Raw genomic sequence first — 13,719 nt, 5'->3', positions numbered from 1 at the left:
AATAATACAATCTTTTAAAGAAAAGGATCGAAGCCATCAGCTTCGATCCTTTTTTTAGTCGACTAAATTTACGTTATGATGCTCCATCCAATAATTAATTTGAGCAAGGTGTGCAATCAATTGAGGTCCTGCCATAAGCTGACCGAACCAGGGTACTTTAAACGCCTTTCCTTCTGAATCTATGATATTTTGCACAACTTTTCTATCGATCAATTCAAGAAGCGGCGACTGCTTGTTATCGAGCGTATCTTGAAGCCATGAAGAAACGGCTTTCGTATAAGCAGGATTATAGGTTTTTGGATATGGACTCTTTTTTCGATAAAGAACATCATGTGAAAGCGTTCCTGTCATCGCTTTTCGCAAAAGTCCCTTCTCTCGACCATCAAGCATTTTCATATCCCACGGGACATTCCACACATATTCGATAATGCGGTGATCAGAAAATGGCACCCTTACTTCTAGACTAGCTCCCATGCTCATACGGTCTTTTCGTTCAAGAAGTGTTGTCATAAACCAATTTAAATTCAAGTAAAAGAGAGCTCTTCTTTTTGCTTCAATCTCACTCTCACCATCAAGTACTGGCGTTTCCTTAATTGACTCACGATATCTTTCCGTGACGTAATCTTCTAGCTTCAATTTATTACGAACATCTTCTTTTAACATCGCCTGTCTTTCAAGTGTCGATCTCATCCACGGAAACTGCTCCTGATCTAAAAGCTCCGGCTTATGAAACCATGGATACCCACCAAATATTTCATCTGCACATTCACCAGAAAGAGCAACAGTCGCATGTTTCTTAATTTCCTTTGAAAACCACAATAATGAAGAGTCTACATCCGCCATACCAGGCAGGTCTCGACATTCAATCGCTTCCTTTAAATGATGCACAAGCTGAGGTGTATCAATCACACAGTTCGTATGATCAGTTGCAAGCTCTGCTGAAACTTTTTTGATCCACGGAGCATCTGAATTTGGCTGAAATTCACTACTCTTGAAGTATTTATCATTATCCACATAATCAACCGAAAAAGACCGTAATGTGCCCTTATTGTCATCAAGGAATGCCGTTTGAGCAACGGACGTAATGGCACTTGAATCAACTCCACCAGACAAAAACGTACAAACTGGTACATCGGCAACAAGCTGTCGTTTAATGGAATCTTTTAAAAGGTCCCCTACTTTACCTACAGTTGTATCAAGATCATCAGTATGTTCACTACTTTTGACATTCCAATAGCGCCATTTACGAAGACCACTCTGCTCAAACTTCATCGCAAATCCAGGTCGCAGTTCATTTATCCCTCGAAAAACCCCATGTCCTGGTGTTCTCGAAGGACCTAAACCAAAAATTTCTTGAAGCCCCGCTCGATCGACCTCCGTCTTCACATCGGGATGAGCAAGAATGGCTTTAAGTTCTGAGCCGAATTGAAGCGAGCTGCCACTTTGTCGATAGAATAACGGCTTAACACCAAGGCGGTCTCTTGCAAGGAATAATTTCTCTCCATCCCAAATGCCAAAGGCAAAAATACCATTCAAATGATCAACGCATTGCTCTCCCCATTCAACATAGCACGTTAAAAGAACTTCTGTATCCGAATGAGATTGAAATGTATAACCCTTTGCAAGGAGAACTTTACGCAAATCCTCCGTATTATATAGCTCACCGTTATAACAAATCGTATATTTCTTGTCGCTGTGTGTTCTAGTCATTGGCTGACTTCCACCAGCTGGGTCAACGACAATCAAACGAGTATGCCCAAATCCACAATGCGAGCTAACCCAGCTGTTTGAAGCATCTGGACCCCGTCGTGATAGCGTATTCGCCATTCGCCTAAGAACGTTCTCTTCTCCTGTCAGATTCTGCTTCCAATCCACCCATCCTGTTATCCCACACAAAAAGATCTCCCTCCTCTCATTCCTCTCTGTTCACATTATGCATACGCCCAATTTTTGTGCAAAATGTCTTTCAGGGAACGAAAAAAGAGACCTTTTGATAGGTCTCACACTTTCTGAAAACGCAAAAAGTACCATGCGCCTTCTTTTACAACTGGTTTTATTTGTTTAAGCTTAAATCCTGTTTTTGTTGCTAAGTCGTCCATTTCATCACGACTTGGCAATGGATAAAGGTTATCATGAGCACTCATGAAGCTGTTAAACGCAGCCGAGAAAGCCTGCCCGTGTTTTGATTCATGCATAGGAGTGATGATAATCAGCTGACCACCTTCACCTGTTACCTCATTTGCCTTTTGGAACAGTTTCAATCGATCTTCTGGAGCAAAATAATAAAGTAAATTATTCATCATCGCCATATCAAAGGGGGCACCATCCCATTTCCATGTCATCATATCATCAGGATAAAGGTGTAGCGGTGATTTTAGCGGAAAATGGATATTAGCTTCTGCATCTAAACAGACGGATCGATTTTTTTCAATTCCAACAAGCTTCATGTCCTCTAGCTTTGCTCCAATACGCGATAAATACCCTGCGTAACCTGCCCCAAAATCAATAACGGATTGTGCATTCGTCGTCTTAATCGCTTGATAAATCTTCGGAAAAGCAAAACGTTCAATAAAGCTTGATGTTGCTGCAACCGTTCCACCATAGTCTTCGTCCTCATATCGTGCGGGTTGATCTTTGCTTAATAAATCAGGGTAGGACAGCAAGATCGGAATATGTAACTCCATCATTTCTTTTAGTAAGATACCAACAGAGTGCTCACTGCTTTTTGAGATCGATTCAACCATATGTTTCTTAGAACGAACCTTTCCATCCTTCTCTTTTTTTAGGTGACCAATTGCCACCCCCACTTCAGCCCATCTTGTTAATAGCAGTTCATTCATGTCTCGTTTGGTTGCAACAGCAGAGACGGTTGTTCCTAATTCGAACTCATCAAATAAGTCATGTACATAGCCTACATGGGCATGCCAGGCGTATAAAAAAGGTTCATTGCTTTTCATCCACTTTCTAGCACGCCAGATTTTCTTTATTTCCTTCATCTCGTTTCCTCCCGTCTCATTTGCAATACCACGGATAATCATCCTCTTTCGTGAACATTACTTTCTCATTTGGATGCTTACTTAATTTCCCATTCCCTATTGCAGCTGGAATTACTCCTGCTTGCTTCAATCGATCCAACAGGTTAAACTTCCAAATGCCAAGTCCCGACGTATTTAACATCTGTTTATAGTGCAGAAGAGGTGAATGCTCTGTTTGATTGACCCCTTTAATTCGAAGTCTCTGCCACGGACGATAAGGAAAAGAGTAGAGCAGTGCAGCTTGATGACTAAGCGTAGACACATATTCCGCTCGCGGTTTTCTCACTTTCTCATACCACTTAAGCTGCTTCCATTCCGTCTGATTCGTTTTATACATCCAGCAAAGAAGTTCTCCCAATACATCAGAATCTTGAATTGCCAGGTTCATTCCTTCCCCTGCCATAGGATGTACGCTATGAGCGGCATCCCCTGTTAAGATCAAATTATTTTTGACGTAATTGGAGACATTGTGCCTAACAGGAATCATGAGTTGAATCTTTTTCCACGTATCAATTTGATGAACATAGCCCTCAAGCTCCGGCATTAGCTCACAATAAGCACGGTAAAAGGACTCTAATCCTTCTTCACGCATCGATTTGAACTCTCCCGGCTTAATCAACAGTACACTTCTTACTTCATTGTTCGGAAGTGGGAATAATCCGACAAATTTATTTTGAGTTGTGATGATAGTTGACTGATTTAGTGTCTCTGGTCGGGGAAACGATACCGTCAAGAAATGATGATTATATTTTGTATTCTTCATCTCCACTTCCATAGCTGTTCTTGTTGGAGAAGCTCTTCCTTCAGCACCAACATAAAAACCTGCGTGAATTTCACGTTCTCCTTCTTTAGTTTGAATGATCGCTTTCTTATTCTCAGGCTCATCTTCAGTAAAGCCCGTAAATTTAGCAGGCTGTATATAATCAACAGATTCATATTTTGAAGCCTCTTCGAAAAGAAGCTCTTTTAGCCTCTCATGTGGAATCATAAGCGATGTATTATAGAGAGATGGAATCACATCGTAGCGAAATTCATTTGAACTAAGGTGCTCCATCGTGCCATCGTCTTTTTGGTTATACTCATGGAATTCAATCGAAGGTAAGTGAAAACCATTTTCTTTTACTACATCTAAAACATTAATTCGGTCAAGGACTTGAAGACTTTTTGGCTGAAGAAGTTCACCTTTATAAATCAACCCGCTTCTTTTATCTTTTTCAATTAATAGCGTTTTCACATTACTTTGTCCTAATTTGACAGCAAGTGTGAGGCCCGATATGCCTCCTCCAATAATCATGACGTCGTAATCCATCTCTTTATCACCTCTTTGCTATGGTCCTATTCCCTTCCAACTATCGGTTGAAACAGCTGGAGCACATTGGAGGCAGGACGCTCTGCAAAATAAAAAAGATCGACCACATTGGGTCGATCTTCGTTAGGTTGCCAAAGGAAATTGCTTTGATAGAAGCAGTTTCTCGAAACGATCCTTATTCAATGGTTTACTATAGAAAAATCCTTGCGCAAAGTTACACCCGAAGCTTCTAATAATATCACCCTGTTCTTTCGTCTCAATTCCTTCCGCAACAATTGATAAATTCAAACCTTCGCACATCGTAATGACCGCTTTAACAATCGCTGCATCTGCGTTGTTTTCCTGAAGGTTTCGAATAAAGGACTGATCGATTTTCAAAATATCTAATGGGAAATCCTTCAGATAACTAAGCGAAGAATAACCAGTTCCAAAATCATCAATGGACACTTTAATACCCATTTCTCTTAATTCATTTAGCATCGAAATACTATAATCCGTATTGACGAGCGTTGTGCTCTCCGTTACTTCAAGGTGTAGAGATTGAGGATCGAGACCAGAAGCCACTAATGCTTCTCTAACGGAATCAACGAATTTCTCACTTTGAAACTGTCTTCCAGACACGTTCACACTAATCGACAAGTCATCATATCCAAGCTCTTGCCATTTGCTCGTTTGCATGCATGCTTCGTTCAATACCCAAATACCAATTTCTTCGATTAGTCCCGTTTCTTCTGCAAGCGGTATAAACTGCGCTGGAGACACTAGTCCCAATTTCGGATGATTCCACCTAATCAACGCTTCACAAGCATAAATTTTCTGTTCATCTAGATTAACTTGTGGCTGATAGAAAAGAGTCAGTTCTTCTTTCTCAAGGGCTCGACGCAAATAACTTTCAAGCTCTAATCTCTCAAAAGCCTGATCGGTCATTTCATCGGTATAGAATTCAATATAATTAGCACCTTGTTGCTTGGCGCGATCTAATGCGATATAAGCATTTTTCATAACAGTATCAAGTTCTAATCCATCATGAGGGAAAAGACTGATACCGATGCCTACTGTCATAAAGTACTCAACCTCGTCAAAGACGATAGGCTGCTTCAAATGTTCAATGACGCGTCTCGCAAGCATAAGGGCATCTTTTTCGCACTTCAGTCCAGGTAAGAGAACAGTAAATTCATCACCACCAAATCTAGCAAGGACAGCATCATCCTTTATAGCTTCCTTGATTCGAGTTGTCACTTGTTTGAGGATCTGATCCCCTCTTTGGTGGCCCAAACTATCATTAATCAATTTAAACCGATCTAAATCAATGAACATGACAGCTAGCTTCTCATCGGGATTCTTAATTGATTCATTTAGTAAGTTCTCAAATAACAAACGATTAGGAAGCTCGGTTAACACATCATAATAAGCGAGATGAGCGATTTTCTCCTCCGCTTTCCGTTGATTCATGATGCTTTTGGCTATTCCATACGCCCCGGTAATTTCGCCATTAACAATGATTGGGATATTGGTAATTGTAAAGAGAACGCTCATTCCAGACTTGTGTACAAGGTGAGCATCATATGTTTGAGCTACCCCCTGAAACGTTTGATAGAATTTCTTCCTAGTCATTTCTGCATCCTCTGATGAAACAAACTGAAGAGAATGCTTACTCATAACTTCTTCAGACGAGTAACCTAACAATGATTTTAATGCAGGGTTTACGCTCGTAATTTTACCGTATACATCCACAGAGTAAACAAGATTCGGATTTTGTTCAAACAGAGATTTAAAGCGCTGTTCTGATTGCTGTAAGTTTAAATTTAACGTCTCTAATTCCTCTGTTGAAGCTTTAATTAAATGTGATAATGCCATTAAACCATCCAAGTCCTTCATCTCCTGATTGTGTAATGGTTGATGCCCGTTGGCTTTCATTCGAGCATTTTTTTCATTGAAATGCGCAAAAACCATGCTGTTATTTCCAATTTGTACTTCTTGGCTATCTGAATAATATTCCGTTGCAAGGAAAACAGATGTGAGATCACATCCCTTTTCAAGATTCTCTAAATAAGTAATAATGCCGTTTGAAAATAGAGCACGAAGCGAAGCAGATGAATAAGTAAATAGACTTTGGCTCCAAGAATCACTAGCCATTTGGTCAATGCGCTCATAGGACGTTTGAATTTGTGCGGCGTCTCCATATGAGAACTGTAGCTTCGACCCCTTTGTTAGTACATGATTCGACGTAACCGATCCATCTCGATGTTTCTCCATAATGGTAATCGGCTTCACATTCCCATTATCCCGCTGAAGTAACGGGACGTGAGCTGCTGATTGCGGGAGTTTATTCGCAACATCATATCCTAAATACTTCTCATAAAACTGCACTGGCGTCAGGCCTTCAATTTCAAAAATACGCGTCCCGAGCGCTTTTGTCACCTCATACGTTCGTCCGGCTGGTTTCCAGAACGTTTCTTCGAAAATCTTAACTTCAAGCTCACTTCCGATAATTTTAGCTGCAGCGACGCCTGTCGTTAGCAGTTGATTACCTTTGATCACAAAGGAATCCTCATTAATAGTATGGGCTCTACCTCCGATCAATCGGTTCGGTTTCATATCTTCAAACAAAGTACGATCTTCCACATTACTATTAAAAAGAATGACAAGTTCATCATGTGTAGTCCTCTCATTCATAAGGGTGGAAGCATTCTCTTCCAAATCAAACAGCTTAATCTCGGCGTGTTGAAAAGTCGTAAAGGAAACGAGTATCCCTTCTTTCACGTAGTCCTTTTGATAATAAGCGCCACTTGCTGTGGCCCCTATAAGAACGGCGTGAGGAAGGAATGTCAATGTTTGTTGCGCGACTGCTTTAGCCCGCTTGCTGTCACCTGACAAAGAAAATAGTTGAATGAGTACGGCATGTGCCTGAAACAGTTCCGGTTGATTATTAATGCACTCCAGCAAATCTTGATCATGATAAACCATGACTGAAAATGTCCTCAAGCTATACACACCTCATCCTTTAATCCCTTTAATTCGAAACTTTTATATTTATGTATATGATATCAAAAAGTAGAAAGCGCGAATACACTTATCCCAGAAATATGCCAATCTACCCTACTTCTTATATCGGCATCTATAAACCAAACGTTTAATTCAAAAAAATCACCTTATCAAAGGTGATTTTTAGGACTTATAGCTGATAAAGATGCAGTATAGAATACCCATAAAAGATGACAAGAAGAAAAGCGAACATAAACTGAATCCAAAACGGCCAAATTTTTTTCTCCTTTTTTCCTCTTACTAGTATCATTTCCATCGAGAAAATAAGCCAAAGGGCGACGACCCCTTTCACAATAGAAGGCCCCCAAAACTCATAACCTATTACAAGAAACATTCCTGAAATGACAGTGAGAATATAAAATATTCGAAGAACCGTATGGATCATTTCTAGCGATTTCCCTTTCCCAGCTCTCATTAAAAAATAGCTAACAAGAAAAAGAATCAAAGTTAATCCCCAAGCAGAATAATGGGCGTGCAGCATAAACGATCTCTCCCTCTTTCTATGTAAAGATTCTTCTCTATCATATCATGAAAGGTTATAAGAGAAGTTAATGAAACATTCCTCCCAATTTCTTTCAAATGATAGGAAGTAAACGATTTCATTGTTATACTATAAAAGAAGCTTCAACTAAAAGATGGGAGTGAACCGTAACATGGTACAAACACAGGATATTATTCAAATGACGGAGCAATACGGCGCACACAATTATCATCCACTGCCTATAGTTATTGCAGAAGCAGAGGGTGTTTGGGTGAAAGATCCCGAAGGAAATCGTTACATGGATATGCTAAGTGCTTATTCAGCTGTCAACCAGGGGCACAGACACCCTAAGATTATTCAAGCTCTAAAGGACCAGGCAGATCGTGTCACATTAACTTCTCGTGCATTTCACAATGATCAACTCGGACCTTTTTATCGAAAAGTTTCTGAATTTACAAACAAAGATATGATTCTTCCAATGAACACAGGTGCAGAGGCAGTTGAAACAGCTGTTAAAGCGATGCGCCGCTGGGCTTATGAAGTGAAGGGTGTTGAGAAAGATAAAGCAGAAATCATTGCCTGTGAGGGTAACTTTCACGGTCGTACAATGACAGCTGTCTCCCTCTCATCTGAACAAGAATACCAAAGAGGATTTGGACCAATGCTTCCAGGCATTAAACTCATTCCTTATGGTGATCTTGATGCATTAAAAAAAGCCATTACGCCAAATACAGCAGGCTTTTTATTTGAGCCAATTCAAGGTGAAGCTGGGATCAATATCCCTCCAGAAGGTTTTCTTAAAGAGGCTTATGAGTATTGTAAGGAGCAGCGCGTGCTTTTCGTAGCTGATGAAATCCAAGCAGGGCTTTGCCGCTCTGGTAAACGATTTGCTTGCGATTGGGATAATGTAGAGCCTGATATGTACATTCTTGGAAAAGCACTAGGTGGAGGTGTATTCCCGATCTCTTGTGTTGCCGCTAATGAAGAAGTTCTTGGCGTATTTACCCCAGGATCTCACGGTTCAACATTTGGAGGAAACCCTCTAGCATGTGCAGTCTCGGTGGCATCTTTAGAAGTTCTTGAGGATGAGAAGCTTGCAGATCGCTCTCTTGAACTAGGAAACTACTTTCAAAATAAATTAAAAGAAATCAAGAATCCAATGATTAAAGAAGTTCGTGGTCGCGGTCTTTTCATAGGTGTTGAGCTTCATGAAGCTGCTCGTCCGTATTGCGAGAAGCTGAAAGAAAAAGGATTACTATGTAAAGAGACTCACGAAACGGTCATTCGTTTTGCGCCTCCTCTTATTATCAGTGAAGATGATTTAAACTGGGCCATTGAACAAATTACAGATGTTTTATCTGTACAATAAGAAAATAAAGAAAACCTCGCTAACTATAGCGAGGTTTTCTTATTTTCTATAATCCGATCGAAACGTATTTTGTTTCTAAATAAGCTTCAAGTCCTTCGTGACCACCTTCTCGACCAATACCACTTTGCTTCATACCGCCGAACGGCGCCTGAGCAGCTGAAGGGACACCATCATTCCAGCCTACAATCCCATAGTCCAGGCCATTTACAACGTGATTTCCCCTTCGAACGCTTTCACTAAATACGTAAGCAGCAAGCCCGAATGGCGTTTGGTTTGCAAACTTAATCGCTTCATCATCTGTTTTAACCTTTTGGATTGGAGCAACTGGTCCAAACGTTTCTTCATTCATTATTAACATGCCAGGTGTTACATCCTTTAAAACCGTTGGACGGTAGAAGTAGGATCCATTCTCTTCATATCCTTCTCCTCCAACAACGCATTCAGCTCCCTGACTAAGCGCATTTTGAACGTGCTTTTCTACTTTATCATAGCCATCTTTGTCAATCATCGGCCCAATGTCAGTCCCTTTTTCTAATCCATTTCCAACCTTAAGTTCTTTCGTCTTAGCAGCGAATTTAGAAATGAACTCATCATAAATCTTCTCTTGTACATAGACACGATTACCGCATATGCACGTTTGACCGCCATTTCTAAACTTAGAAGCAACGACGCCGTCAACGGCTTTGTCGATGTCTGCATCATCAAGAACGATAATTGGTGCATGTCCACCAAGCTCAAGAGAAATGTTTTTCACTGTTTCGGCAGCCTGTTCCATTAGTTTCTTACCAACTTCTGTTGAACCTGTGAACGTTATTTTCCGAACGTGTGGGTTACTCATTAGCTCGCCTGCAACTTCTGATGATTTCCCAGTGACGAGATTTACAACACCTTTAGGGATACCTGCCTCTTCACAAAGTTCCACTAAACGCACTGCTGTTAGTGGCGTTGCAGAAGGTGGCTTAACAACAAAGGTACACCCTGCAGCAAGAGCAGGAGCAAGCTTTCTTGCGATCATGGCAGCCGGGAAATTCCATGGCGTAATGGCACCAACAACTCCTACTGGCTGTTTGCGAACTTCCATCATTCGCTCTTCTTTATGAGGCGGGATGGTACGACCATAAACGCGTTTTCCTTCTTCAGCAAACCATTCCACAAATGAGGCAGAATAAGCCACTTCTCCTTTTGATTCGTGAAGAGGTTTTCCCATTTCAAGCGTCATGAGCTCAGCTAGTTCATCTTCGTGTTCCATCATCAAACTATGGAGTTTCTTTAAGTATGACGACCGCTCATATGCGGTGAGGCTTGACCATGCGGGGAAAGCCTGATGCGCAGCGTCAATTGCCTTCTTCGTTTCCGACTTCCCCCCAACCGGTACAGTACCGACGAGTTCACCAGTTGCTGGGTTGTTCACTTCAAGCTTTTCAAGATCCTGACCTGTCCATTCACCATTAATGTAATGAAACTTTTCCATACGCTTACCCTCCTAGTAGATTTACTGGATAACAATTCCTTTTTTTAGCAAGAATTAAACACGAGAACGTTATCTCTTTCTTATTTCATTACGTAAAGTACCAATTCCTTCAATTTGAATCTCGACCACATCACCATCACGAAGAAATTTGGGAGGCTTAAATCCTTTTCCTACACCTGCCGGAGTTCCTGTTGCAATAATGTCTCCTGCCTCCAACGTCATCCCCTTAGAAAGAACGTGAATAAGCTCTGGAATATTGAAGATAAAGTCAGACGTATTTCCGCTCTGTCTTAGCTCTCCGTTTACCATTGTCTTAATAGGCAGTTGATGCGGATCTAGTACAGCAGATGTATGTAAAATAACTGGCCCCATTGGACATGATGCATCAAGGCTTTTCCCAACAAAAAATTGTCCATGCTTTTTTTGAATGTCGCGCTCTGTAATATCATTGATGATCGTATATCCAAAAACATAGTTCATGGCCTCATCGCTTTTGATACCTTTTCCCTGCTTGCCAATAACAACCGCCAGCTCACCTTCATAGTCGAGTGCATTACATAGCTCATTTTCAAATGCTAAGACGCTATTTGGAGCGCTAACTGTCGTTGGAGCTTTTGTGAAAATCATAGGATGCGCTGGTATATCCTTTTCACTTCCCATTTCAATAGCATGATCGCGATAGTTTTTCCCTACACAGAACACATTTTTAGATGGCCTCGGAATGGGTGCTTCTAACTGAACATCTTCAACATCTACTCCATACTGAGACGGTACTTCCATCAGTTCAGCTAAATCGAAATTTCCTGATTGAATAAATGATCGTAAATCAGAGATGTGGTTTCCTTGATCTTGATAATAAGCGCTTAAATTAACAATTCGATTATCTGCTTTCCATATACCGAAAGAACACACACCGTGGTTTCTAAAAGAAACAAACTTCATCTCAACACTCTCTCCTTTTCTTGTCCCCTATAAGGGAAGCCATTCAATTATCTTTAAGCTCGTTACATATTAAGAGGAACATCCACTACTTTAATACTCCTATTATGACATGAAACACTATTCATTTTCATGAATATTGCGATAATCAAACTTTGAGCGAATAAGAATTTCTCTAACAATAAAAAAGACCTGTATCTCTACAGGTCCTCTCGTTTTATCCTTTGCTTTCTGTTTCTTGACTCTGTTCTTTTTCCTTTTTCTCTGAAAGCAGTTCAGTAAAAGCCTCTCTTGGCTCAGTTAAGACTTTTTCCTTAACTTCGAGACCTGATAGGATTTCTACTCTTCCATTTTCTTCTCGTCCTTGTTCTACTTCTCTTAAGTAAAGTTGTTCTTCTTCAAACACGACAACATAACTAGTAGAATCTTTTATTATAATGCTTTCCTCAGGGACAGATGGAGCATTTTTATTTTGATGAAGAGGAACATCAATGGTTACGTGTGTACCCGACTTCATCTCTGTTTCCTCATCAATCATGACATTAAAATGATACAAGCTCAGTCCCGTCTCTTCATCTACCTCATATGGACGATCCTCTAAGATTGTCACTCTTCCTGTGACTGGTTGACCAGGATAAGCACTCGCCCGAATCAGCACTTCCTGATCGACAGCAAGAGTTGGGTAATCTAATTCATTGACGGAACCTTGAACAGTGATCTTATTAGATAACACCTTGACAACCGGCTCACCGTCTTCAGGAGTACGATTCACTTCTTCAACTGTACCGTCCAGTGTCGACTCCACCTTAAGATCTACTTGTTCTGTATCTGCCTCAGCAATTTGACGTTCTAACTCTTTTACATCAAGCTCAGCAAGTCTTTTCTTATATTCTGTTTCTCGCATTTGCTCTTCCACATCTAGTTGCAGTTGTAGTTTCTGCTCATCCTCAAGATCTTCATTAGAATCAATACGTGACGACTGCATAGTCACGTCGCTGAGCTGATCATCGAGCACAGAAACGGCTGTTTCAGCTTTATTTAATTGCGCCTTTAAATCTGAAGTATTCACAGTGATCTCTTCTTCATATTCAAAAAGGGCTGTACCAGTTGAAACAAGATCGCCTCCACCTACAAGCACATCTGCTATGTTACCGCGTGAGGCTTGATAATAATATGACTCTTCTAATTCTGGAATAAGAACTCCTTTGAAAGAAGCAAGTTCTTGATAAGTTTTCCCCTTTACAGTAACCGTCTCCAGCTTCTTCTCACCTGCGATCACACTCTGGATAATCAATGTGTTAACAGTAATGAAAAGAAGGACAACAAGAGTTACACTAATGCTAATCAAAAGTGACTTACGATTCACAGATGGACCCTCCAACTTTTTCATTAAAATGCCGTTCTCATATAAGCGATGATTGCAACGATGACTAGATTTAAGCCGATTGTCCAAAAGATAACGTATCTTTTCGCATGAGTTGTACTTTGCTTAAGCGCAGCGTACTGAACAAAAGTTCCCCATGCTAAAAATATGGAAAGACTGTAGCTAAAATAAAGCCAGAATGGGCTATTTGTTATCAAGTCTACGTAGACACCTAAACTGTAAGGAGATACGAGTGAAGGCTCATGGAGAAATGGAATAAACGGCAATTGAAGCACCATACCGATTAACAAAATAAACACGACATAGCTATGTATGTAAGCAAGTCTTTTAAATCCAACTTCCTGAAAGAATGGCCAATATAATAATGCTCCTCCTAAAACAAGGAGAACAAACGTGATGAGTCCAAGTAAACCATCTGTAATCACTTCACTTAGAACGAAAAGCAATCGATCATCTGCTGCAATGCCAGCATATTCAGGCATCTCCCCAGCGTATTTGATGTTCATAAACGATGTTATTCCAACTACTAAAAAGGCTGCGATCGTTAATAAGAATATGCGCCACCAGGATCCTTTTAATCTGTAGGCTGATTGAAGCGGACGAAAGTGTGAAAAAGGTTTAAAGCTTCCTAAAACTAGTCTCATAGAATGCGACATCCATGTTCCTCCTATGTAAATTACCTCAAC

10 protein-coding genes are annotated in these 13,719 nt (G+C 40.5%); 1 reads left to right on the top strand and 9 read right to left on the bottom strand.

What is annotated here, in order from left to right; genetic code table 11:
• Positions 1–54 precede the first annotated feature (54 nt).
• The 5 genes from asnB to AC0VYO_RS08255 all read right to left on the bottom strand — a co-directional run bounded on the left by asnB (position 55) and on the right by AC0VYO_RS08255 (position 7,870).
• The gene (gene asnB, locus AC0VYO_RS08275) at positions 55–1,896 is read right to left on the bottom strand and encodes an asparagine synthase (glutamine-hydrolyzing) (protein ID WP_475368846.1); all 1,842 of its coding nucleotides are present in this window, start codon (positions 1,894–1,896) and stop codon (positions 55–57) included.
• Between the two features lie 104 nt (positions 1,897–2,000).
• Positions 2,001–2,996: a class I SAM-dependent methyltransferase gene (locus AC0VYO_RS08270; RefSeq protein WP_475367154.1), complete on the bottom strand. Its 996-nt coding sequence runs from the start codon at positions 2,994–2,996 to the stop codon at positions 2,001–2,003.
• A 16-nt stretch (positions 2,997–3,012) separates the two neighbouring features.
• Complete coding sequence (locus tag AC0VYO_RS08265; protein WP_475367153.1) at positions 3,013–4,344, bottom strand: FAD-dependent oxidoreductase; 1,332 nt, start codon at positions 4,342–4,344, stop codon at positions 3,013–3,015.
• 123 nt (positions 4,345–4,467) lie between these two features.
• On the bottom strand, positions 4,468–7,329 hold the full coding sequence (locus AC0VYO_RS08260; protein ID WP_475368845.1) for an EAL domain-containing protein: 2,862 nt from the start codon (positions 7,327–7,329) through the stop codon (positions 4,468–4,470).
• Positions 7,330–7,519: 190 nt separating this feature from the next.
• Positions 7,520–7,870: a DUF1516 family protein gene (locus tag AC0VYO_RS08255; RefSeq protein WP_430242141.1), complete on the bottom strand. Its 351-nt coding sequence runs from the start codon at positions 7,868–7,870 to the stop codon at positions 7,520–7,522.
• A 172-nt stretch (positions 7,871–8,042) separates the two neighbouring features.
• On the opposite strand from AC0VYO_RS08255, the gene AC0VYO_RS08250 reads away from it, so the two are divergent.
• Entirely contained in the window at positions 8,043–9,239 is a 1,197-nt protein-coding gene (locus AC0VYO_RS08250) for an ornithine--oxo-acid transaminase (protein WP_226612546.1), read from the top strand.
• A 46-nt stretch (positions 9,240–9,285) separates the two neighbouring features.
• Here the strand turns inward: AC0VYO_RS08250 and AC0VYO_RS08245 are convergent, their stop codons facing one another.
• From AC0VYO_RS08245 to AC0VYO_RS08230, 4 genes are all read right to left on the bottom strand, one after another.
• Positions 9,286–10,710 carry an NAD-dependent succinate-semialdehyde dehydrogenase gene (locus AC0VYO_RS08245; RefSeq protein ID WP_475368844.1) on the bottom strand — a complete coding sequence of 475 codons (1,425 nt, stop codon included), beginning with the start codon at positions 10,708–10,710 and terminating at the stop codon, positions 9,286–9,288.
• 69 nt (positions 10,711–10,779) lie between these two features.
• Positions 10,780–11,652, bottom strand: coding sequence for a fumarylacetoacetate hydrolase family protein (locus AC0VYO_RS08240; protein ID WP_475368843.1), 873 nt, complete (start codon positions 11,650–11,652; stop codon positions 10,780–10,782).
• A 214-nt stretch (positions 11,653–11,866) separates the two neighbouring features.
• Positions 11,867–13,015: an efflux RND transporter periplasmic adaptor subunit gene (locus tag AC0VYO_RS08235; protein ID WP_430242149.1), complete on the bottom strand. Its 1,149-nt coding sequence runs from the start codon at positions 13,013–13,015 to the stop codon at positions 11,867–11,869.
• Positions 13,016–13,038: 23 nt separating this feature from the next.
• Complete coding sequence (locus tag AC0VYO_RS08230) at positions 13,039–13,689, bottom strand: hypothetical protein (protein ID WP_430242151.1); 651 nt, start codon at positions 13,687–13,689, stop codon at positions 13,039–13,041.
• Positions 13,690–13,719 lie beyond the last annotated feature (30 nt).

The sequence above is a fragment of the Anaerobacillus sp. 63XJN7_4_ISO-PGPR-S23-413 genome, from assembly GCF_056173725.1.
The sequence above is the reverse complement of the archived record's forward strand: the minus strand, read 5'-3'. Positions and strand labels throughout refer to the sequence as shown.

Coding starts and splice junctions, on each gene's coding strand:
- AC0VYO_RS08230 (WP_430242151.1), bottom strand. CDS start 13,689: ATGTCGCATTCTATGAGACTAGTTTTAGGAAGCTTTAAACCTTTTTCA.
- AC0VYO_RS08245 (WP_475368844.1), bottom strand. CDS start 10,710: ATGGAAAAGTTTCATTACATTAATGGTGAATGGACAGGTCAGGATCTT.
- AC0VYO_RS08270 (WP_475367154.1), bottom strand. CDS start 2,996: ATGAAGGAAATAAAGAAAATCTGGCGTGCTAGAAAGTGGATGAAAAGC.
- AC0VYO_RS08240 (WP_475368843.1), bottom strand. CDS start 11,652: ATGAAGTTTGTTTCTTTTAGAAACCACGGTGTGTGTTCTTTCGGTATA.
- AC0VYO_RS08255 (WP_430242141.1), bottom strand. CDS start 7,870: ATGCTGCACGCCCATTATTCTGCTTGGGGATTAACTTTGATTCTTTTT.
- AC0VYO_RS08250 (WP_226612546.1), top strand. CDS start 8,043: ATGGTACAAACACAGGATATTATTCAAATGACGGAGCAATACGGCGCA.
- AC0VYO_RS08265 (WP_475367153.1), bottom strand. CDS start 4,344: ATGGATTACGACGTCATGATTATTGGAGGAGGCATATCGGGCCTCACA.